Here is a 22,560-nt window from a genome sequence, read left to right on the forward strand (position 1 = left end):
CAAAATAAACTCGAATCCGACGGGGCAACTGCAGACTTCGCTTGCCATATATGAACGCCCGTTCAAACATGGCGGTATGACAAGCACTCTCTCTACCGCCATTATCGCCAAGCGTGACGATCTGATCGCGCTGACCCAAGATCTGATCCGCATCCCGACGCTTAACCCGCCGGGTCAGGACTATCGGCTGATCTGCGAATACCTTGATACCCGCCTGCGCAAGCACGGGTTCGAGACGCAGCTGATCCGCGCCTTTGGTACCCCCGGCGATAGCGAGAAATACCCCCGTTGGAACATCATCGCCCGCCGCGAAGGGCGCAGGGCGGGCGAATGTGTCCACTTCAACAGCCACACCGATGTGGTCGAGGTCGGGGCCGGCTGGACGTTTGATCCATTCGGGGCCGAAATCTCGGACGGCAAGATTTACGGGCGCGGCACCTGCGATATGAAAGGCGGGCTGGCGGCCTCTATCATCGCGGCCGAGACCTTTATCGAACAGCACCCCGATTTCAGCGGCGCAATCGAAATCTCGGGCACAGCGGACGAGGAATCCGGCGGCTACGGCGGTGTCGCCTATCTGGCCGAGCACGGTCATTTCAACCCGGACCGCGTGCAACATGTGATCATCCCCGAACCGCTACAAAAAGACCGTATCTGTCTGGGGCACCGGGGCGGCTGGTGGGCCGAGATCGAAACCAAGGGCGAGATCGCCCATGGCTCCATGCCGTTTCTGGGCGATTGCGCCGTGCGCCACATGGGCGCAGTGCTCTCTGAGTTCGAAAACAAGCTGTTCCCCGCCATGGCCGCCCGTCACACAGACATGCCCGTGGTCCCCGAAGGGGCGCGCAGTTCAACGATGAACATCAATTCGATCCACGGTGGGCAAAAGGAAAACGACCCGGATTTCGACGGGCTACCGGCCCATTGCGTGCCAGACAGCTGCCGCATCACCATTGACCGGCGCTTTTTGCTGGAAGAACCGCTGGATCAGGTGCGCGGCGAAGTGCGCGCCCTGCTGGAAGGTCTGCGCGAAACGCGGGTCGATTTCGACTACGAGCTGACAGAGCTGAATTCGGTCCTGCCGTCGATGACCGACCGCGATGCGCCGGTCGTGCAAACCGTCGCCCATGCGATCGAGGATATCATGGGCAAGGCCCCTGAATACGTCGCCTCCCCCGGGTCATACGACCAGAAACACATCGACCGGATCGGCAAGCTCAAGAATTGCATCGCCTATGGCCCCGGCCTGCTAGAGCTGGCGCATAAGCCGGATGAATATATCGGCATCGACGATATGGTCGACAGTGCCTGCGTGATGGGCGCCGCGCTGGAGACGCTGTTGCTTCCGAAAGACTAAGGCCCTCAGCCGTCAGCAAAGGCGTGTGGCGCGGCGATTGCCAGACCGTCGACGATCGCGGTCATCGCGGCCCCGCGGTGCAGTTCGGCCTGCGGAAATGCATCGCGCATGGCGCGGTCGATCACGCCCATCAGGCTGGACCCGCCGACAAAGATCAGCTTGGTCACGGCGTCGGGTTTTACCTCTGCCTGCGCCGTCAGATCGGTCGCAACCTGCGCGATCTCCGCTGCCATCTGCGCCAAACTCGCCGCCATCATCGCCGGTGGCAGTGGGACCGTCAGCCCGCGCTCCACGATCTTGAGGTCGATCTGCGGCGGGGCGCTGGCATCGGGGTCATTCGCCGCGATCTTGCCGGCCTCTACCGCGAAGGCCATATCGTGGCCCAGCTCATCCTCCAACACATGTTGCAGTCGGTTCAGCAGCTTCGGCTCTACCGCGTATTTCGCCAGATCCTCGACCGCGCGACGCTGTTCGCGGGTGTAAAGGAACGGGATTTTCTGCCACGTCGCCAAATCGGCAAACACCGCATGAGGGGCGGCGTGGGTTTCATCACCGAACACATGTTTGATCTGGCTGCCCATCCCCAGATGCGGCATCACATGCTGAAGGCTCAGCTCGCGGTCAAAGTCGGTCCCGCCAATGCGCACCCCTTTGCTGGCGAGGATATGAATACCCGCGTCACCTTCCTGCCGGAAAAGGGTAAAGTCAGACGTACCGCCCCCGATATCGACGATCAGCCCCAGATCGCCGGGTTCAAGCACGGCACGATTGGCCAGGGCCGCAGCCTCGGGTTCGGGCATAAAGCGGACCTGCTTGAACCCGGCTTGCAGATAGCATTCGGTCAAATCCACCAACGCCTGCGCGTCCCGCGCCGGATCGGCACTGTGGAACATCACAGGTCGCCCTGACAGCGCCCGATCAAACTGCTGGCCGGTGGCGCGCTCTGCCTTCGTCTTCAGCTCCGCCAGAAAGCGCGCCACGATGGCGATGAAATCCATGCGTTTGCCCAACAGAACCCGACTTTCGCGCATCAAGGGCGTGCCCAGCAGACTTTTGAGCGCACGCATATAGCGCCCGTCCTCCCCGCCGATCAGCGCCTCTTGGGCACCGCGACCATAGATGATCCGCTTTTCCTCATTATCGAAAAATAGCGCGGTCGGCAGCGTGTTCTGCTCCGCCTCGACGGAAATCAAATGCGGCACACCGTCTACTGCATACCCCACGGCAGAGTTGGACGTTCCGAAATCGATACCCAAAGTGGGTGACATCGCAGCCATGGCGCGCCCCTTCAAAACCTCAAAAAACGGCGCATAAACCGCGCACAGGCTGGGTACAACCGATAATTGCGACAGCATCCCGACGCTGGTCAAACCTGACAGAACTGGTTAACATTTTCCTTATTGCCAACAGGAGACACCCATGGCCCATCTTCGCAAACGTATTCTAGGCACCTGCGCTGCCGCGCTGATGGCCACCGGCGTCGCCGCGAAAAACGACATCACCGTCGCGATGCAGCTTGAGCCACCGCATCTGGATCCGACTAGCGCTGCGGCGGGGGCCATTGATCAGGTGCTCTATTCCAACGTTTTCGAAGGGCTGACCCGCTTTATGGGCGACGGATCGGTCGTGCCCGGGCTGGCGCAATCGTGGGAAATCTCTGACGATGGCCTGACCTATACGTTCAAACTGCAAAGCGGCGTGACCTTTCACGACGGAACGACGATGGATGCCGCCGACGTCAAATTCTCGCTTGACCGGATCAATGCCGAAGACAGCGCAAACGCTCAAAAGGCGCTGTTCGGCGCGATCTCGGAGGTGACAGTCGTCGACCCGTCGACCGTCGAAATCAAACTGTCAGAGCCGGACGGCAACCTGTTGTTCAACCTCGCATGGGGCGACGCGGTGATCGTGGCACCCGAAAGCATCGACAATATCAAGCAACTGCCCATCGGCACCGGCGCGTTCAAATTCACCAGCTGGACCCAGGGCGACAATATCCGCATCGAGAAGAACCCGAACTACTGGGGGACCCCGGCCGCGCTGGATATCGCCACGTTCAAATTCATCTCTGACCCGACCGCCGCTTTCGCGTCGATGATGGCCGAAGATGTTGATGTGTTCGCCGGCTTCCCCGCGCCCGAGAACCTGCCGCAATTCGAAGCGGACCCGCGGTTTCAAGTGCTTGTCGGTTCTACCGAGGGCGAAACTATTCTGGCGATGAACAACAAACAGCCGCCGTTTGATGACCCCAAGGTGCGCGCCGCCGTCGCCCATGCCATTGATCGTCAAGCCATTATTGACGGTGCGATGTTCGGATACGGCACGCCCATCGGTACGCATTTCGCGCCCCATAACCCAGCCTATGTCGATCAAACCGCGCTGAGCCTGCATGACATCGAAAAATCCAAGGCGTTGCTGGCCGAAGCCGGCTTTGCCGACGGGTTCGAGACCACGCTGGACCTGCCGCCCCCCTCCTACGCCCGCCGCGGCGGAGAGATCATCGCCGCGCAGCTGGCCGAGGTTGGTATCACCGCCAAGATCAACAATGTCGAATGGGCCCAATGGCTTGAGACGGTGTTCAAGGGAAAGAACTTCGGCATGACAATCGTAAGTCATACCGAACCGATGGATATCGGCATCTACGCCAACCCTGATTACTATTTCCAATATGACAACCCTGATTTTCAGACTTTGATGACCAAGCTGAACACAACAACCGACCCGGAAGCACGCAACGCGTTGCTGGGCGAGGCACAGACCATGATCGCCCAAGATCACGTCAACGGTTTCCTGTTCCAGCTGGCGTCACTGTCCGTTGCAAAGGCAGGTCTGACCGGCCTTTGGCGCAATGCCCCGACGCAGGCTGTCGACCTTACCGGTGTTTCTTGGTCCGAATAGGGCGACATTTGAAGAAAGCGATAGAAGGGGGGCTTGGGTCGTGCGCAATGCCCCTTTTTTATACCATTTTTCTATTCCATAAGGTTACCCCCCGCTTGCCCGTGTTGTGCCATTGCTCAAGATCTGCAGCGTCTGAACCTTCGCCGCCACCCGCGTAGGGAAAGCGCACCCGAAGATATCACTGGTCAAGCCGAACTGCCTTATCCGCCCCTCGGACAATATTAGCACTTTGTTCAACGCCGAAATTACACAGGGCTGGCGCGCCGTGATCACCACCGTGCTACCCCGATCCCGCATATGGCGTGCGACCTCTGCCACGATCTGTTCAGCATCGGGACAGCTGAAAAGCGACCGCAGCGGATCATCCATCACAACCAGCGCCGGATTGCAGACCAACGCCCGCGCCAGCCCGATCTGCTGTATCTGCCCTTGGGTTAACGAGGATCCCCCACCCCCGCTCACAACACTCATATACCCATCCGGAAGAGCCATAATGGCGTGGTGTACACGGGCCAGCTTCGCAGCGGCGATCACCTGCGCATCCGTGGTATCGGGGCGAAATCTGGAAATATTATCGAAAATCGTCGCGGGCAGAAGATCAATGGTATCGGGCAAATAGCCGATCGCAGGGCCAATCTGCGCGGAAGGCCATCGGGCCAGATTAACGGCATCAAACCGAACCTCACCGGTTGTAGGAGCCGCAACGCCAACGGCCAGTTTTGCCAATATGCTTTTGCCCGCATTTGGCCCGCCGAGCACGCACAGCCCATCCCCCGGAGACAGGTCAAAAGAGACATCCTTCAGCCCGTTTTCCGCCCGCCCCTCGATCCCGTGGGAAACAGCGGTGAAAGAAATCCGGCCCTTTGGTTCAGGCAATGCAACCCCCTCGCGTGCCGGGATATTCTGTGAAAAATGGCGGTGCAGATGGCGGTGCGCGGACCAACCGGATGCAATCCCCTGCCAGCCGCTGATCATCTGGTCGATAGGGGCCAGAACGCGCCCCGCCAAGATCGAAGCGGCCATAATCATCCCCGCCGAGATTTGGCCCTGAATGACCAATATGGCCCCGACTGTCAGGATCGAGGACTGCAACATCAGGCGGAACGATTTGCTGAATGATGCCAGCGCATCCGGCGGGGCATGCAGGCGCTGGTGCCACGCCAGACTGCTGCGCTGAAGCCCGCGCCAATATGTGGCAAGATCAACTTGCATACGCATGGCGCGCAGCGGCTCCGCCAGACGGCGACTGTGATAGGACATATCAGCGAGGATATGATCCTGATTTGCCGAGATGCTGATCGTGTTGCGCGTCAAATAGCGGCCCGTTGCCATCACGGCACAAGCCAACGCCACGCCGCCCAGAACCATCGCCCCCAACCAAGGATGAATGATGTATAGGGCCAACAAAAAGATCGGCACAAACGGCATATCACAGACACTTATGAACGCGGGACTAGACAGCAGACGTCTAAGGTGCCCCAGTTGTTGCAGGGGCTCCTGTGCGCTTGCCGGTACGTTGTTCTTTTCATCATTGCTGACCCAAGCCGCGAAACACTCAGCCCCAAGTGCCAGGTCCAAACGCACCGAAAGACGGGCCAAAAGCCGTTGCCGGATCAGATCAAAAAGCCCGAAGAAACAATAGAGAAGCAGTACAATCCCGAAGAGCCCCATCAGCGTGACCGCTGACCCGCTAGGCAAAACGCGGTCATATATCTGGATCATGTAAATCGATCCTGTGAGCAGCAGGATGTTGATCAACCCACTGACCACAAAAAGCAGCACAATCCCCCCAAGCTGTGATCGCAACGCGGCGGCATAGATGTTGTGCGTCTGCACGTTGCACTTCCCCCAAACCAATCAGTCGTCATGGCCGACATCCCCTTGCAGCCTGACTTCTGTGGTAGGGTGATTTCCTTTACAAAGTGGAAAAATTTGCAAACCCGAAAAGGATCAATATTTCAAATTGTAGTTTCATTCCGCGGGGATCGCGGCTTCGCATCCACCATCCACAGTCCTGCGCCAAATATGAAGAATACGAAACCATAGATGCTGCCCCAAATGTGCACCGTCGACAGCGTGAGGGTGAGCCCGGTAAAGCAGAGTATCCAGCCTAGCCGTAGCGCCGCTAGGGTCCGATCCATGGTGAAATCTTTGCGCCCCACACGCCAGAGCGCATAGCCATAGCCGACTGTCAAAAAAGTAAACGCCGGCAATCCGAAACGCATCGCGATAAATAGCCAAAAATTGTCGATACTCGAGGTGTGCATCCAAACCGGCCTGAGCCAATCGTTTAGCCCAAGTCCAAATACAGGCGCGCTCCAGACATTGGTCATGCCCCATTGGAAAATAGCAGACCGCCAATAGGCGCTTTCGGCAGAAAATGTCGCATAGCTCATGAAAACTTGGATCGGGGTTCGATTGGAAAGCAAATCAATCACGACGTAAAAAGTAACAAAACAGGTTGAGAGGATTAGCCATCGTCGCCCGATCCTGCGACATAGGAAACTCCAGAATATCAGCCCTATCTGCACGATTGCCGCCAGCAGCGCGCCGCTGGACAGCGATAGAAAGCAGCTGGCGCAAATCACCGTCATAACCACGGACCGCAAACCCAAGCTGTGCCGTCCCGCCAGTCCGATAAAGTACAGGGACGTCGCGATTGTACAAAACAAGCCCCAGTGAATTGGATGCTCGAACGAAAGTTGCACCCGCTCCAGTCCCATGCGGCGATCAATCGCCAGATCCACCGGGGTCGTAAGCCCGGTCATCTTCCACAATTCAATGGGAACAGATGTCCCGCTTTGCGACTCTATCAAAGCCAAAGGGAAGCATAACACGATCAGTCCCGTGAGGATCTTAACCACTGCGGCAAAGCTGTGTCTGTCTCGGATAAAGGCGCGCCCGATCAAATACCCGCCTAGAAACTCGACCCCGATTGAGCCTGCATTCTGGGTCGCTTCCACCGGGTTGTTGACCGCCAAGGCCAGCGAAACCCAGAAAAAATGCATAAAGAACATAATGTCTGTCAACAAAACACGCCCGAAGTGGCCGCAAAACAGGCGGAGACTTAGCGGAATAATCAGCACTGCTAATAACGCCTTGGTCCCGGTCATATAGACCGACCCTAAATTGAAGCCGACGGGCACCAGCAGGAGCCCGAAATACACGAGCACAACCCGTGATACGGGCCGTTGATGGTATAGCCGTATGCGCTTGAGAGAGCGGTGCTGGTCCGTCACGTATATATGGTTCACGTCCAAATCATATCTGTCCTTTCGTAAGAAGAATCGGCGGTGCCACCACCATTGGGCTGAACATTTAATATTGCGTGAAGATTAACCCGCCCTCCGCCTCTTTCCCTGCGAATGCAACGGCTCAGCGAGGTTGATATGTATCGATGCCTACGAATTCTGATCGCAAGGTATGGACTATGCAGATGACACTCGGATTGGGCATGAAACTGGGGCAAACGATGGCGGGGTCGCTGCCGCTAAAGATTTCGCCCGTCACGGAAATTCTTGCAGATGGTTGGCGGGCCGAGCACCGAGATATACCGTCGTTTTCCACCACTTCCGAGGCGCGGAATGTGACCGTGAACCGGCGCGGTTTTGATACGGCGGCGACGGCTGTCAGCAGGGCTTCGGTTGTGCAGCTCACCAGCCGTGTCAGGCAGCCCTACCCGGATCATTCAAATTTTACTGACAAGACCGTCGCGTGTTCAGACTTTGTTTACGCGGGTGATACTATCAACGGTGCAATCAATCACAGCACAAGGCCAGCGCCCCGGCCTATTGCCATGTGGTTAAACCATGACCGTGAGAGGATAGAAGATGATGCGCATATACTAAGGCTGGCAGTTGCCCACGCATACGCCCAACAGGGGCAACCCGTCGCGGCGGTGCGGTTCATCGTCCGCGATACGCTTGGCAACGAAGCATCGCAGCTTGTGTCGTCGCAAAGCAGTCTTGGATTTGACGCGTCGGGGCTCCATGTTCCGCATTATGCAGCGACGGTTGATCTATCAGGCTTGGCCCAGGGGGATTTATTGACTGTAGATGCTACCATCTACCCATGGGTGGGGGACGCCTTTTCCATCAGTGCCGACGCCGATGAATATCCGTCCCCCAACCTGACGACGCTTCGGATGCTGAACGACACGAGCGGTGGGTATGGGGCATGTTATGCCCAAGTCGATGGAACCACGGGCGACGATGCGACGGGTCAGGCTGCGTCTGCGCGCGCAGATGCCATTGCCGCCCCATTTGCGTCAATCGCGGCCGCGGCCAACGCGATCAAGGAATTTAATGCCGCGCATTTTGGGCGGGTGGATGATGCGGGCGGTGGCACGATTTTACTGGCAGAGGGGGCGCATATCTTAACGCCTTTCAAGGCTGCTGGTCACTCGGCACAGCTGCCCTTGTGTATCAGGGCTGAAGACCCGTCCAAACGGGATACCACGATCTTAACCGACGGTGGGGTCAATCGTTTCAACGGCATACCAACGCACCTCAAGATTTGTGATGTCACTTTGCAGAAAGGCGGGGCGAACACGGTGTTTCTGGACAGTGGTGCGGACTCGGCAGGCAATCTTTTGATAACAAAGAACTGTCTTTGGGACGCTAACGGTTTCGGCAGCTACGGCGCTTGGGTTTACCGGGTGGGGCGCTTTGTACAAATCAACTGCTCCGTCGTGCCCAACGAAGATCCACACCAGGGCAATTCCTTTTCGACCGAAGCAATCATGGTCACCGCGATCGGCTGCAAAAGCTGTGCCGGAACAATCACCTATCAGGCGCTCGGCTGTTCGGGACTTGACGAATTCACCCTCCGGGCGCCGATTGGCAACCGGCCTGCCATGACCGGCACGTTTTTAGGGTGGAACACATTCAGCAATGGCAGCGCGACCAATGCAATCGTTTCCGTAAGCGCCGAGATCGGCGCGCGGGGCTTTGCGTTTGTAGGGAACATCGTCGAAAGCTGGGCGAGCTCCACAAATGCGGCGCTGCGATTGAACGCTGACAGCGACACAAATGCAGCCCAAAACATCGTTGTGCACAACAATACCATCGCGGGGGAACGCGCGAATTTGCTGTATCTGGACGGCACCGAGAACGTGGCGAAGTCGGGCTCTTTTCGGAACAATCTGTTCCACCGCATCAATATCAAAAGCGATGTATTTTCCGGCGAAACCTCCCTTACCGGCAACTGGCCAGCGCGGTACAAGGTTGGATGGTCGCATAATGTCGCAATCGCAGGGTCAAGTAATGAACCCGGCTATGGCCCGTCCTCGTGGCTGGGGGAACTGCCGTCTATCGGTGAGGTTTCACATATCGCCGCGCCTTGGGTCGACGACCGCTCTCACACCGGCAGCAACACAGGCAGCGGTGACTACCGCCCCGACGCACTGTCCGATCTGCCCAAAATATCACCCGCGCAGGCCCCCTATGGCAGCGACCTTGTGGGAAATACATTGGGCGATAGCGGCTTTATCGGCGCGGTGCTATCCTCCGCGTGATCAAAGACCCGCGCTGCCCCTCCCGCGCGAAGGTCAGCGCGGGTCGTTCAATCCAGTGCCAGGACAATACCGCGCAAAACAACGTCAACGGCAAGGACAGCGCAATGTTCAGCGCTGGCATCATGTCCCCCCACACCCAAACCACCAGCCCCTGCAGCGGCATCGCGTAAATATATATTCCGTATGAATAGTCTCCGACCCTATTGAACATCAGCAGGGGGTCTAGCTTGCAATACCCCGCCCAGAGGCTGGTGTAGGTCACAGCCAGTGCAAGCATTGGAAAAGCGAAAACCGTAGCGTGCACGGCCCATGTCAGGACGATCAACCCAACGACGAAGGGCCACCGCAAGGTGATATAATCGCGCCAGATCCAGCAGGAGGCCCCGAAAACAAAGGGCAAGGACAGCAGCCGCGTTTGCTGTAGGCGCGGATGAATGAGGTCGCCGAGATACGGCGCGACTACCCACGCAATCAGGTATAGCGCCAAGAGCACCGCCATCACCCGCCGGCGGGACAGGGCCCCGACAAGGCCGACGAACAGGATAAGCGCATAGCAGGCGACCTCATGCGCGAGCGTCCAAATCGACCCCTCTACGGTGGGGTAGGGGTTCGTCGTGAACACGCCCGGCAAGGTATATTGCGGTTTAAACAAGAGTATATTTTGCACGATAAACTGCACCGTATCGGGATGCGACAGGTACGTACCCGCGTCTAACCGGCTGACCAGCGGCCCCATGATCAGCGCCACGATCAAGATGGACACGGCCAACCCCGGCAGCAGACGCGCGGCCCGCGCCGTGACAAAGGACAAGGCAGACCCCTGCCGGTCGTAGCTGCCTGCGATAAAGAACCCGGACAGGCCAAAGAAAACGAAAACCGCCAGCTCCCCCAGCGAATAGCCAAACGCTGTTTTCAAAGGCTCAACCGTGCCGCGCCCAAGCGCGAGCGGCCACGCGTGAGAGACCAACACCGCCACCGCCGCCAGAAAGCGAATGAGGTTAAAGTGGTTGTCCCGCCCGATGGCAAGCTCGGACAGGCGGGGCGGCTTGGCGCGTCTCTTCATGGTGAACGGCTGCCGTTGCTTTGGCCGCGGCATATCTCTTGTGCGGTCAAAGTCTTCTTAACGGTGCTGTATCGCCTTGGACTCCATCCCATCGGATGCTCCTTTCTTAATCATCAGTCTGCGGACGTCAGGCAGCACCATCGCCAGACCGGCCAGCAACAGACCGAAGCCTGCGGCCCGAACCCCCGTCGGCTGGTCCTGCGTGAAAACCGCCCAAGCCAATACCGCGACCATACAGATCAGCGGCAGGGCCAATGGCCGGAGCGGTACCCGTTGCACGCGGTGCATCCAGAGCAGCGCAATCATCAGCCCCGCGGCTTCGCCCAGTCCTGCGATATGCACCACATGGGGCAGGCTTGCGCCTTGCAGCACACCCCATGCCGCGAGGGGGAGGAACGCGATGCGCAACAGATCCGTAAAAAGCTCGGTCTTGCGATACCCTTCGCCCAGCGCGACAATCGCACACCCGCCTTTGGCCACCCGCAACGCCTGAACCGCCGTCAAGAGCGTCAGCAGGGGCAACACAGCGCGGTATTTGTCGCCCAGCACATGGAGCACGAAGGAACCCCCAAGCAGGTTGACTGCCATGACCATTCCCGCAGCCAGCACAATATGGCTTTGGATCGTGATGATCGCTTGGGCCCGAAATTCCGGGCGCGCGGCGCTGGCTGACAGGCGGGGCAGAAACAGGCTCATCGTGCTGCGCATCAGGACCAGCGACGGGGTCAGTGTTAGCGAGACGGCCATGGAAAACAGGGCCAGTGCCTCTAGCCCCAGAAGACGCCCGACGATGGCGCGTTCGCCATTGAACACCAGAAACATCACCGCGCCGCTTGCCATGAGAGGCCAGCCGAACCGCATGCTTTGAACCATAACGGTGCGATCAAACCGCAGCCGATAAGGGCGTTTGGCAACTGCGTGAGACATGAGCGTGCCCAGCGCCATATGCACCAACACGGCAAAAAGCATGATGCGGAAGTCATCGAACATCCGCGATAGGGGCAGCAGCGCGGCCAACGACCCCAGCGGCGGCAGCAGCGCGATCCATATTGCGGCGCGATGTTTGTGGTGGCGGGTCTGGCGATAGACGTCCAGATGCATCCCCCCCTGTATCAGCGGGACCACAGAAATCAGCTGAAAAGCCCATGTCAGCTGCTCCACCCCAAAGGAGCGGGCCAGAAGCGGCGCGAGAAGGAACAGCGCCGCCGCCCCTATCATGCCACGTATCAGCGCCACACCATGCAGCGCGCTATGAAAATCCGCATCATCCCCCTTGGGCGCATTGACGATCTGTTGTTGAAAGCCAAGCGCGGTCAGCATCTCTATCATAGCAAGCGCGAGCACGAGGCTTGTGCCGATCCCGAAATCTTCGAGGCCGATCAGACGCGACACCACCACCGTTCGCAGCAGCAAGATCGCGGCGGCGCAGGCGTTGCCGGACAGCAGAAAGCCAAAGGACCGGATCACGGGCCACCCCCTGTCGCGCATCTGATGTCAGGGCAGGTCAATGCGGTTCCACCGGTGCAAAAGCCGTTCGGGGTCATGGCCCCGCAGCAGCGACAACATCCGTCGCGTGCGGTAAAGCTGGATAGACGTCAGCCCGATCAACGCCATCACACGGTTGCGCGCACCCTTGATGCGGGGGCTGGTCGCGACCTCTGCCACAGCGCATAGCGGTGACAGAACAAGCAGCAGCGCCTTTATCGCCCATTGGATCCGGCCGCCAAGGCCGGTACAGCGCGCCCAGTCATGGGCAAGCTGCCTGTCCCATTTCAGCCGCAGGCCCGTCGTCGTATGCGGCGGGTGATAGACAACCAGATCGGCGGCGAAGCCTATGCGATATCCGGCAAAGGTGGCGCGCTGGCCCCAGTCGCGGTCCTCGGCATGGTGGAGGCCCTTGAACGGGCCGACCGCGTCGAACACCTTGCGATGCACGATCAGATTGCCCGTCCCCGTGAACCCCTGCTGCGCGATGTAGCGGTCCATCCGATAAGCAAAAATCGCTTGATATGCGGTCGCGGGGTCCAGCTTGCGCCCTTTACGTTCGATACGGACATCACCGCCAAGGATCATATGGGGATCGCGCGCCATATGCGCGGCAATATGCGCCAGCCAATGCGCGTCGGGCAGGCAATCGGCGTCGAGAAAGGCAAGCACATCGCCCTGTGCCCGCGCCGCGCCAAGGTTACGTGCGGGGCCGGGGCCGGGGATCGGCTGATGGATCAGGGATACCCATGGGTAATCGTTAACAACTCCTTGCGGTGACCGGGCGGAGCCATTGTCGACGACGATCACCTCGACCGGCTTCCGCGTTCCGGCGTCCAGCGCGGCAAGACAACGCGCAAGGGCGTTGTCTTGGTTGAGATGGGGGATCACGACAGTGATGCCGGGCGGGGCGGACGGTGTGTTCATCCCCTCTTAAGACGGGAAGATGGTAAAGATTTCGCTAACGTCGAGGTCTCAGGAGCCGCGGAACCCCCGGCGCAGCTGGCTGCTGATAGGCTCTGCCAGATAACTCAACACGGTCCTGTCTTTGGTCTTCAAAAACGCCTCGATCGGCATACCGGGGACCAAACGGACGGAGGCTGGCAGACGGTCCAGCTCGGTACGGGGGATATCCAGAATGACCCGGTAAAAGCTGTCGCCATTGCGCGGGTCCACCACCACTTGCGGAGAGATGCTGTAAACGCTGCCGGTCAGTTGCGGGGTCGTATGCGGGTCAAAGGCGGTGAGCACGAGGGTGGCGGGCTGATCATAGCGTACCAGATTGATCGAGCGCGGATCGACCTGCACCTCGAATTCGAACTTTGACTGCTGCGGCACGATATCCATCAAGGTCGCACCCGCCCCGACAACCGCGCCAACGGTCGTGGCGCGCAGTTCATGCACCATCCCATCGACGGGAGCCCGAATGGCAATACGGTCAAGCTGCGCTTGGCGGGTGAGGATCGATAGGGTCAGTTCCTGAACTTCGGCAGTGACCTCGCGCAGTTGCAGCGCGACCTGTTCCTGAAACCGGCGATCGGCTTGCAGGCTTTCCAGCTTGAGCGTCCAACGTTGGTGGATCAACCGCGCCAGATCCGCCCGCCGCGCGGCAAGGTCACCGCGCAAACCGGCCCGCGTGGACTGTAGTTGCGACAAACGGACCTGCGGGGCCAGCCCCTTTTCAACCAAGCGCGTGAGGCTGCGCAGCTCTGTCGTGAGGATGGCCAGTTGTTGTTCCAGCGCAGAGATTTGACCGTTAAGGCCCGTGGCCTGGGTTTCGACATCGGCAAGATCACTGGCCATGCGGGCGCGCATTCCCGCGCGCATCTGGGCCCGCGCCTCGAATATCGCGGCCTGCCCTGCCTGCGCTTGCGTCATATCCAGCGCGCCGATTTTTGGTGGCAGATCAATGGCGTCGAAACGGGGGGCGGGGCTTTCGTCGCGCTCTGCCTCCAGACGGGCGCGCAGGCCCGCTGCCTCGGCCAGACGGGCGCGCACCATGCGCAGGTCAATCTGCAAGATCGTGGCATCAAACCGCGCCAAGACTTGCCCCGCCTTGACGATATCCCCGTTCTGGACCGGCAATTCTGCCAACACGCCGCCATCCACCGTCTGGATCACCTTGGGCTTGCCCGCCACATCGATCTGCCCCGTCGCAATCACCGCCCCCGAAATCTGTGTTGTCGCGGCCCATCCCCCAAGCAGCGCAAACAAGCAGAACATCGCGGCCATCGCGGCACCGGTAATGTGCCAAAGGCCGGTCTTGGGCTCAGGGGGGGCATGATGTGACACGGAAAGCTCCTTTGGTTGATGGACCCGGCGGGGATGCTGGGGGTGCATTCACCTTCGACAGAGACTTGAGGCGCTGCGGCGGCATTCATGCGGCGGAATTGAGGCGCGGAGTCTGCATGGCGGCGCCGCACGGGGTCAGGGGTGCCCTGTTGCCCGATGGGTTTAAACCAAGACAGAGGTCAGCCCCGAGGGGGGAAAGACAGATAAACTCCTTTATTTTCAGTCGACTAGGTCAAAACCTCTGCGGTCAACCTTCCGCAAGCCCGCCCTATGGCCGCTGCAAGTTCACGCCGCTTTTACCGTGCACTTCGGTCACATCTCTAAATACCCGGCATTTTAGACCATTTGATCACATCGCAGCGCATACGCCCTGCCCCCGCGTTTCCGCGCTGTGCGCTTGGCGTCTATCCTTACCAGACTGTGTATTGTTTCGATCAAAAGCATAGAAACATGGCCACATTGTTTTTGTTTCCGGTCAAAGTGACGCCACATTGTCCCCGTACCCACAACAATACACAGGACGCGGGCCACAGGCCTGCCACCGGTTCAAAGATGTTGAGGGCTGTAACAATGGCAACCAGATTTAACGTTTTCTACCTTGGGAATGTCGGTCGTATCGATACGACCGAGGGAAACCAGATCAGCGAAAACGCACGCTCGCTGGAGGGGGAAACCTTTGGGGGTGCCAACAGCCCGCTTTACAACAACATCAAATCCTTCTCTCCGGGGGCGCGGGGGTATGGAAATACTGCACGCGGCACATACTCTACTGATAACAGTGGGGAAAACGGGTCTGACACCTTCCGCATCGACGATGGCAACAGCCAGAACTTTGATGCCATCGCGTCCTATGCCGCGACGCTGACCTACGCCGACGGTTCCCAGGCGACCGTGACGGCGATTGTCTTCCAATCCACCAACGGCGACCTGTTTCTTGCGCCGGCTGCCAGCTCCTCCGATTACCAATCCGCGCTTGAGGCGGGGCCCATCGACTCCATCACGTTCAACACTGTCTCATCAAACGAGTCGATGATGTACGCCAGCCGCGTCGATGCCGACTATGTTGCGCCGGATGGCACCGTTGATGGGACGTCGGGTGATGATTCCATGCGTGTGGGATCGACGGACGCGCAAGCGGACGAGGTGGACAACAGCGGCAACGCGGTAAAGCTGGGCGCGGGCAACGACAAAATCTCGGCCGGGTCGGGCGATGACACGATTTTGGGCGGCGCGGGAAATGACTATATCGCAGGCAATGACGGCGACGACCGCCTCCACGGCGACGCCGACACCACCGAAGAAACCACGTTTTCCTGGGCCAACCAGAATATCGAGGACGGCGTTAGCGTCACGGGGGGCATCACCGGGGTCACCTCGTCCGGCAATATCCAGGTCACGATGTCCGTGGATCAGGGGGAGAACTTCCGCTCTGCCACGATGGAGCGGAACGACCCGCTGTATGACTACAACGAACTAAGCGACAGTTCGTCGATCCGTATCCTTGGCGGTGCGGCGGGGTCGGACCCGAATACCGCGAAGATGAGCATCGACTTCTCGTCGCTGGACAGCGGCGTGTCGGACGAGGTGAGCAATGTCACCTTCGGTATTTTCGACATCGATCAGGCCTATGGCTTCGTGGATGAAGTCATCGTGCGGGCCTATGACGCCGACGGCAATCTTATCCCTGTCAATCTGACGGCGGGCAATAGCGATACGCTGGACGTGAACGACGAAACCGGCCGTGCCATCAGCACGGATGCGGGGCGCGGCACGACCAATGCCAAGACGGGTTTCCTGCAGGTCGACATCGCGGGCCCCGTTTCGCGGATCGAGATCGAGTATAACAACCACGACCCCGATGATACCGGCCACGCGATCCGTGTTGGCGACCTCAAGATGTCGACCATCAGCGCGACAGATGCGGGCAATGATACGCTGGACGGTGGGGCTGGCAACGATACGATCTATGGCGACGGCGGGAATGATAGCCTTTCCGGTGGGGCGGACAATGACAGCCTGTCCGGCGGCAGCGGTGACGACCGGATCGAGGGTGGCACGGGCCACGATACCATCGCGGGCGGCACCGGCAATGATGCCATGTCGGGCGGGGATGACGCCGATCTGTTTGTCATGGAAGATGATTTCGGCACCGATAAAATCGCCGGTGGCGAAGGCGGCAAGGACTATGATGTCGTCACCTTCGACGCGCTGAGCAACGGTGTCTCTGTCACCTATACCGGCGCAGAGTCGGGCACCGCGACCGAAGGGCCCAACAGCGTTTCCTTCACCGAGATTGAAAAGCTGGTTCTGACCAATTCATCGGATTATGTGGATGCCAGCATTGGCGGTGTCGCGGTTGATACCGGAGCAGGCGATGACACGATCAAGGTTGGTGATGGTGCCTATGACATCGACGCCGGGACGGGCGACGACCGGATCATCCGCGAGGCGGGCACCACAGCGGACGACGCGAACTCCGTCATCGATGCGGGCGATGGCATCGATACCTATGTTGCGGGCAGCGGGCTGGGGGCGGACCACACCGTCGATCTTGCCGCCAGCCGGCTGGACCACGCAGGAAACGACCGTGGCGATCTGCTGAACTTTGAAAACGTCGCGCTTGAGAACTCTGCCGCGTCGGTCAAGGGCGACAGCAAAGACAACACCATCACCGCGCGCGGGACACAGGACAACAGCTTGTCCGGCGGCGACGGCGATGATTCAATCGACGGCGGCGGTGGCAATGACAATCTGCATGGCGACGCTGGCCGCGATACCCTGATCGGGGGCGACGGCAATGATACGCTGGACGGCGGTCAGGGCGACGACCAGCTGACAGGCGGCGACGGCGATGACGTATTCGTCTACTCCGGCGGTCACGACACGATCACCGATTTCAACGCGGGCAATACCGGCCCGCTGGATGACGACGACACCACCAATAATGACTTCATTGATCTAAGCGGCTATTACGACAAGATTTTCGATCTGCGCGCTGACTATGAAGACAATGGCATTCTGGATCAGTCCAACTTCGAGACCACGGATTACACCTATAATTCCAAGTTCGAGGATGGGTCGCTCAAGTTCATCGGCGTGCAGGCGCAGCACTTTACCTATGACAACACCGGCGTTGTCTGCTTTGGCAAAGGCACCGCCATCCGCACGCCGCGCGGGGATGTCTTGGTCGAAGACCTGCGTGTCGGCGATCTTGTCACCACAATGGACAACGGCCCGCAGAAAATACGCTGGATCAACACGCGGTCTTACGATGCCGGACAAATGCAAAAGGGATCACATCTGCATCCCGTGCTGATCAAACGTGGCACTTTCGGTGCCGAACGGGATCTTTTGGTCTCGCAGCAACATGGTGTTTTGGTCGGCCAGAGCGGCGACAGCTTTGCCCGCGCCAAACATCTTGCCGACGCGGCCAAAGGCGTGCGCATCGCCAAGGGCAAGAAATCGGTCACCTACGTTCACCTGATGTTCGACGACCATCAGGTGATCTTTGCCGAGAACGTCCCGTCGGAAAGCTTCTACCCCGGCCCGATGGCGCTGACGCAGATGAGCAAACCGCATCGCGCGGCATTCTCCAAGGTACTGCCCGCCTTGGGCACAGGGCGCGTCAACCGCGAAGAAGTCGCCAAGGTCTATGGCCCCACAGCACGCGTGTTCCTGAAAAAGAAACAGGTGTTGAACCAGCACGGCTTGCCTGCGCGCGGCAAGGGTAAGGCCCCCTCGCGCCCGATCCTGCAAGCAAGCGCTGATCTGGCCCGGCAACAGGCGAGCAAGGCCATTCGGACCCGTAACACAGTGACAACGGCAGAGGCCCGCGCCTGACCCTAAAGCGCGGTTTAGTCACTGTATCGTAGGCTGTATCGCACAAAAAAGGCGGGCGCATTTCTGCACCCGCCCGCAAAACCCTGAAGGGTTAAGTCTTATTTGTCGCCTGGCAGACCAGCAGCGGCCTCACCTACGGTGGCGTCAAGGTTCTGGTTACATACAACCATGAACTGTTCCATCGCGGCTTCGTCCATTGGCTCTGCTGTCATGTTGGATTCAGCAGTGTTACCACCGGTTGGTGCGTTGGCCGAGTTTTCGTCAACGATCGAGTCTGTTTCGGATTCGTCGTCGGTCGCTTCGGCAGCTGTTACTGTAGTTGTTGTGTCTTCGTCACGCTCGCTACCACCGATGGAACCACCGTTCGCACCGTCGTCAATCTCTGCGATCGCAGCGGAAGCCACCATCATTTGGTCGTCTTTCGACAGCTCGTTAAATTCGGCGCATGTCATCGAAGGGCTGGCATGTGCGGCAGCAAATGCTGGTGCGGATACGGTACCCATAAGGGCGGCGATGGCGAGTGTTTTAAATGTATTGGTCATTGTTAAGCTCCTAATTTCTCGTTTCTGCATACCCAACCCCGGGCAGCGCGAATTGGTTCCCATGTCACAAAACTAATCGCTTCACCAAAAAGAGAGCGACGGGTAACCCGCTCGCCTTAAAAAGGTTTTTCTGCGCTGGACGCTGTTGATTTGCGCGCCTACCTTCGGCCGCATGATCCAGTACACGCTCAAACGTTTGCTTTCGCTCTGTATCAGCCTGGCTGTTGCGTCGCTGGTGATCTTTACCGTTATCGAAGTTGCCCCCGGTGACCCGGCCTCTTTCATGCTGGGGATGAATGCGCAGCCTGAAACGCTTGCTGCATTGCGCAGTGAACTTGGGCTCGATGCATCGAAACCGGCGCGCTATCTGGCTTGGGTCGGCGGGCTGCTGCAGGGGGATTTCGGCACCTCCTATACCTACCGCACCCCCGTGTCCGAGATGATCGCCGCGCGGCTTTGGGTGTCCCTGCCTCTGGCGCTGTACGCGCTAGGGCTGTCCACGTTGATCGCCTTTCCCGCGGGTATCTATGCGGCGGCGCGGCGTGGCAAAGCCGGTGATATGGGGGTCATGGGGGCCACACAACTGGGGGTCGCGGTGCCCAATTTCTGGTTCGCGATGATCCTTGTGCTGATATTCGCCATCAATCTGCGCTGGTTCGCCGCCGGCGGTTTTGTCGGCTGGGATCAAGGCGTGCTGACGGGGCTGCACGCCCTGACCTTGCCCGCCATTGCGCTAGCCCTGCCCCAGGCGGCCATTCTGGCGCGGGTCATGCGGTCTGCGCTGCTGGATGTCTTGGGCGAAGACTATATGCGCAGCGCCCGCGCCAAAGGGCTGACCGAAAGACAAGCGCTGTGGCGGCACGGGTTACGCAATGCGCTGATCCCTGTGCTGACGATCATCGGGCTGCAATTTTCGTTCCTGCTGGCGGGGTCGATCATCATCGAACAGGTGTTCTATCTGCCGGGGCTTGGACGGCTGGTGTTTCAATCCATTTCGGCGCGGGATCTGATCGTGGTGGAATCCGTGGTCATGCTGCTGGTCTTTTCGGTCATTGTGGTGAACTTCCTTGTGGATCTGGCCTATGCGGCGGTTGACCCGCGTCTGAGGGCGCGCGCATGAACCGGAACCTGATCCTTGGCGCGCTGCTGACCTCGGTCTTTCTGCTGTCCGCGCTTGTATCCTTTGTCTGGACGCCGTTTTCCCATACGGCGATGGATATCCCGAACAAGCTGCAAGGGGTCGGCGGTGCGCATCTGCTGGGCACCGATCACTTTGGCCGCGATATCCTGAGCATGATCATGGTCGGCGCGCGCACCTCTATCGCCGTGGCGCTGGTGGCGGTGGGTATCGGCATGGGCCTTGGCGTGCCGCTTGGTCTGTGGGCGGCGGCCAAACGCGGGTCGCTGGTGGACGAGATCATCATGCGCGGCAACGATCTGGTCTTTGCCTTCCCCTCACTGGTGATCGCAATCCTGATCACAGCGATCTTCGGGGCCAGCGCGGTGAACGCGATCATCGCCATCGGCATCTTCAACATTCCCGTCTTTGCGCGCATCACGCGCGGTGCCGCGCTCAGCCTGTGGGAGCGCGAGTTCATCCTCGCCGCGCGGGTCGCGGGTAAATCGGCGGCGCGGATCTCGGTCGAACATATTCTGCCCAATGTGACCAATCTGTTGATCGTGCAGGGGACGATCCAGTTCAGCCTCGGCATTCTGGCCGAGGCAGGGCTGTCCTATGTCGGGCTGGGCGCGCAGCCGCCGACGCCGTCCTGGGGGCGGATGCTGGCAGATGCGCAGACCATGGTCAGCATCGCACCGCATATGGCGCTGGTGCCGGGGTTCGCGATCATTCTGACGGTGCTGGGGCTGAACCTGATGGGCGACGGGCTGCGCGATGCGCTGGACCCACGGTTGCGGGTGCGCCGGATATGAGCTTGCTTAGCATCACCAACCTGTCGGTGGCGATCCACCGGTTCAATATCCTGCAGGGCGTGACCCTCTCTGTCGACGCCGGAGAGATCGTGGCCGTCACCGGCGAAAGCGGGTCGGGCAAATCCATGACCGCGCTAGCGGCGATGCAGCTGCTGCCCAAGGGGACGCAGGCGCGCGGTCATATCATGCTGGGGGATCAAGACCTGCTGGCCCTGCCTGAATCCGAGCTTTGCGCGATCCGCGGCAATGACATCGGCATGGTGTTTCAGGAACCGATGACGGCACTGAACCCGGTGCAAACCATCGGCCATCAAGTGGCGGAAACCATCCGTATCCACGACAAAACCGTGTCACGTCACGCCGCAGCCCGCCAAGCCGCCGAGACGCTTGAGCGGGTCGGCCTGCCAAATGACCGCTTTCCCCTGTCCCGCTACCCGCACGAGCTGTCAGGCGGTCAACGCCAACGGGTGGTGATCGCGATGGCGATCGCGCTGCGGCCGCGCTTGCTGATCGCCGATGAACCGACCACCGCGCTGGATGTCACGACCCAGGCGCAGATCCTTGATCTGCTGAAATCGCTGGCGCGGGATGACGGGATGGGGCTGCTGATGATCACCCATGATCTGGCGGTGGTCGCCGATATGGCTGACCGCATCATCGTCATGCGCAAGGGAGAGATCGTCGAACAGGGGCACACACAGGCCCTGCTGCACACCATGCGCCACCCCTATACGCGGATGCTGTTTGCCGCCTCGACCCATGCGGTCGCCCTGCCTGCCGCCCCGCCTCCGCAACCTCTGCTGAAGGTGGAAAACGTGAGCCGCGATTACGCCCTGCCACGCAAGACGCTCTTCGGCAAACCGGGGCGTTTCCGCGCTGTCGATAACGTGTCCTTCACCCTGCAACGGGGCGAACGCCTGGGCCTCGTCGGTGAAAGCGGCTGCGGGAAATCGACCCTGACACGGGCGCTTTTGGGGCTGGAACCGGTGCAATCGGGCAGCATCACGCTGGACGGCACCGCAGTCTATAGCGGCAGCAAACCCGATCTTGCCGTGCGGCGCAAAATGCAGGTGGTGTTCCAGGACCCCTTCGGCAGCTTCAACCCGCGCCACCGCGTGGACCGGCTGATCACCGAACCGTTCCACCTGCTGCCCGACCCGCCCAAGGGCCGCGCCCGCAGCGATGCCATCGCCGATGCGCTGACCGCCGTGGGGCTGTCGCCGGACGATGCGACCAAATACATCCACGAATTTTCGGGCGGGCAGCGCCAGCGCATTGCCATCGCCCGCGCCCTGATCATCCGCCCCGACCTCATCCTCTTTGACGAGGCGGTGAGCGCGCTCGACGTCTCGGTTCGGGCGCAGATCCTTGATCTTCTGGCCGCGCTTTGCAGCGCCTATGACCTGACATATCTCTTTATCTCCCACGATCTGTCGGTGGTGCGCACAGTCACGGACCGGGTGCTGGTCATGAAATCGGGGCAGATCGTTGAACAAGGTGCCACCGCCGACGTCTTTGATCGCCCGCAACACCCTTACACGCAAAAACTCCTCGCCGCCGCGCCCCGTTTGCCGGATCTGTGATGCCCTGCTTCATTTTGCCAAATAAACTCCCCGCGGAGCGTCCCGCACCAACA

The 22,560-nt window shown here is 59.7% G+C and carries 15 protein-coding genes; 7 read left to right on the forward strand and 8 right to left on the reverse strand.

The window, feature by feature from the left end:
• The first annotated feature begins 76 nt into the window (after positions 1–76).
• The gene (locus ACTRWK_RS05500; protein ID WP_180828468.1) at positions 77–1,357 is read left to right on the forward strand and encodes an acetylornithine deacetylase/succinyl-diaminopimelate desuccinylase family protein; all 1,281 of its coding nucleotides are present in this window, start codon (positions 77–79) and stop codon (positions 1,355–1,357) included.
• Between the two features lie 5 nt (positions 1,358–1,362).
• Here ACTRWK_RS05500 and ACTRWK_RS05505 read toward each other — a convergent pair whose 3' ends face one another.
• Positions 1,363–2,634: an Hsp70 family protein gene (locus ACTRWK_RS05505; RefSeq protein ID WP_289081378.1), complete on the reverse strand. Its 1,272-nt coding sequence runs from the start codon at positions 2,632–2,634 to the stop codon at positions 1,363–1,365.
• A gap of 142 nt (positions 2,635–2,776) precedes the next feature.
• On the opposite strand from ACTRWK_RS05505, the gene ACTRWK_RS05510 reads away from it, so the two are divergent.
• Complete coding sequence (locus ACTRWK_RS05510) at positions 2,777–4,255, forward strand: ABC transporter substrate-binding protein (protein WP_289081379.1); 1,479 nt, start codon at positions 2,777–2,779, stop codon at positions 4,253–4,255.
• 84 nt (positions 4,256–4,339) lie between these two features.
• Here the strand turns inward: ACTRWK_RS05510 and ACTRWK_RS05515 are convergent, their stop codons facing one another.
• Both ACTRWK_RS05515 and ACTRWK_RS05520 read right to left on the reverse strand, forming a co-directional pair.
• Positions 4,340–6,091 carry a type I secretion system permease/ATPase gene (locus tag ACTRWK_RS05515; RefSeq protein ID WP_289081380.1) on the reverse strand — a complete coding sequence of 584 codons (1,752 nt, stop codon included), beginning with the start codon at positions 6,089–6,091 and terminating at the stop codon, positions 4,340–4,342.
• A gap of 122 nt (positions 6,092–6,213) precedes the next feature.
• Positions 6,214–7,422, reverse strand: coding sequence for an O-antigen ligase family protein (locus ACTRWK_RS05520; RefSeq protein WP_289081381.1), 1,209 nt, complete (start codon positions 7,420–7,422; stop codon positions 6,214–6,216).
• Positions 7,423–7,685: 263 nt separating this feature from the next.
• Between ACTRWK_RS05520 and ACTRWK_RS05525 the strand changes: the two genes are divergently transcribed.
• The gene (locus tag ACTRWK_RS05525; RefSeq protein ID WP_462843815.1) at positions 7,686–9,770 is read left to right on the forward strand and encodes a hypothetical protein; all 2,085 of its coding nucleotides are present in this window, start codon (positions 7,686–7,688) and stop codon (positions 9,768–9,770) included.
• Here the strand turns inward: ACTRWK_RS05525 and ACTRWK_RS05530 are convergent.
• From ACTRWK_RS05530 to ACTRWK_RS05545, 4 genes are read right to left on the reverse strand one after another with little or no spacing between them, the layout of a single operon-like run.
• Entirely contained in the window at positions 9,742–10,833 is a 1,092-nt protein-coding gene (locus ACTRWK_RS05530) for an acyltransferase family protein (RefSeq protein ID WP_289081383.1), read from the reverse strand. The genes ACTRWK_RS05525 and ACTRWK_RS05530 overlap by 29 nt on opposite strands.
• Positions 10,834–10,890: 57 nt before the next feature.
• The gene (locus ACTRWK_RS05535) at positions 10,891–12,300 is read right to left on the reverse strand and encodes an oligosaccharide flippase family protein (protein WP_289081384.1); all 1,410 of its coding nucleotides are present in this window, start codon (positions 12,298–12,300) and stop codon (positions 10,891–10,893) included.
• Between the two features lie 27 nt (positions 12,301–12,327).
• Positions 12,328–13,245 carry a glycosyltransferase family 2 protein gene (locus ACTRWK_RS05540; protein ID WP_462843816.1) on the reverse strand — a complete coding sequence of 306 codons (918 nt, stop codon included), beginning with the start codon at positions 13,243–13,245 and terminating at the stop codon, positions 12,328–12,330.
• A 48-nt stretch (positions 13,246–13,293) separates the two neighbouring features.
• Entirely contained in the window at positions 13,294–14,610 is a 1,317-nt protein-coding gene (locus ACTRWK_RS05545) for an HlyD family type I secretion periplasmic adaptor subunit (RefSeq protein ID WP_289081386.1), read from the reverse strand.
• 570 nt (positions 14,611–15,180) lie between these two features.
• Between ACTRWK_RS05545 and ACTRWK_RS05550 the strand changes: the two genes are divergently transcribed.
• A complete protein-coding gene (locus tag ACTRWK_RS05550; protein ID WP_289081387.1) occupies positions 15,181–18,450 on the forward strand; it encodes a Hint domain-containing protein in 3,270 nt (1,089 codons plus the stop codon).
• Between the two features lie 98 nt (positions 18,451–18,548).
• Here ACTRWK_RS05550 and ACTRWK_RS05555 read toward each other — a convergent pair whose 3' ends face one another.
• Positions 18,549–18,992, reverse strand: a complete 444-nt coding sequence (locus ACTRWK_RS05555) for a hypothetical protein (protein WP_037942494.1) — start codon at positions 18,990–18,992, stop codon at positions 18,549–18,551.
• A 172-nt stretch (positions 18,993–19,164) separates the two neighbouring features.
• Between ACTRWK_RS05555 and ACTRWK_RS05560 the strand changes: the two genes are divergently transcribed.
• Genes ACTRWK_RS05560 through ACTRWK_RS05570 form a run of 3 tightly spaced genes read left to right on the forward strand, consistent with a single transcriptional unit; the run spans position 19,165 to position 22,507 of the window.
• Entirely contained in the window at positions 19,165–20,112 is a 948-nt protein-coding gene (locus ACTRWK_RS05560) for an ABC transporter permease (RefSeq protein ID WP_289081388.1), read from the forward strand.
• Positions 20,109–20,924, forward strand: a complete 816-nt coding sequence (locus tag ACTRWK_RS05565) for an ABC transporter permease (RefSeq protein ID WP_037942493.1) — start codon at positions 20,109–20,111, stop codon at positions 20,922–20,924. The genes ACTRWK_RS05560 and ACTRWK_RS05565 overlap by 4 nt, the downstream gene beginning before the upstream one ends.
• Entirely contained in the window at positions 20,921–22,507 is a 1,587-nt protein-coding gene (locus tag ACTRWK_RS05570) for an ABC transporter ATP-binding protein (protein ID WP_289081389.1), read from the forward strand. Before ACTRWK_RS05565 ends, ACTRWK_RS05570 begins: the two co-directional genes overlap by 4 nt.
• The last annotated feature ends 53 nt before the right edge of the window (positions 22,508–22,560 follow it).

This window comes from Sulfitobacter sp. G5_S2_6_S6 (assembly GCF_054968505.1).

What these genes read in the sequence shown, in the direction of transcription:
- ACTRWK_RS05555 (WP_037942494.1), bottom strand. Translation starts at nt 18,992, where the DNA reads ATGACCAATACATTTAAAACACTCGCCATCGCCGCCCTTATGGGTACC.
- ACTRWK_RS05505 (WP_289081378.1), bottom strand. Translation starts at nt 2,634, where the DNA reads ATGGCTGCGATGTCACCCACTTTGGGTATCGATTTCGGAACGTCCAAC.
- ACTRWK_RS05565 (WP_037942493.1), top strand. Translation starts at nt 20,109, where the DNA reads ATGAACCGGAACCTGATCCTTGGCGCGCTGCTGACCTCGGTCTTTCTG.
- ACTRWK_RS05525 (WP_462843815.1), top strand. Translation starts at nt 7,686, where the DNA reads ATGCAGATGACACTCGGATTGGGCATGAAACTGGGGCAAACGATGGCG.
- ACTRWK_RS05550 (WP_289081387.1), top strand. Translation starts at nt 15,181, where the DNA reads ATGGCAACCAGATTTAACGTTTTCTACCTTGGGAATGTCGGTCGTATC.
- ACTRWK_RS05570 (WP_289081389.1), top strand. Translation starts at nt 20,921, where the DNA reads ATGAGCTTGCTTAGCATCACCAACCTGTCGGTGGCGATCCACCGGTTC.
- ACTRWK_RS05500 (WP_180828468.1), top strand. Translation starts at nt 77, where the DNA reads ATGACAAGCACTCTCTCTACCGCCATTATCGCCAAGCGTGACGATCTG.
- ACTRWK_RS05530 (WP_289081383.1), bottom strand. Translation starts at nt 10,833, where the DNA reads ATGAAGAGACGCGCCAAGCCGCCCCGCCTGTCCGAGCTTGCCATCGGG.
- ACTRWK_RS05560 (WP_289081388.1), top strand. Translation starts at nt 19,165, where the DNA reads ATGATCCAGTACACGCTCAAACGTTTGCTTTCGCTCTGTATCAGCCTG.
- ACTRWK_RS05540 (WP_462843816.1), bottom strand. Translation starts at nt 13,245, where the DNA reads ATGAACACACCGTCCGCCCCGCCCGGCATCACTGTCGTGATCCCCCAT.
- ACTRWK_RS05510 (WP_289081379.1), top strand. Translation starts at nt 2,777, where the DNA reads ATGGCCCATCTTCGCAAACGTATTCTAGGCACCTGCGCTGCCGCGCTG.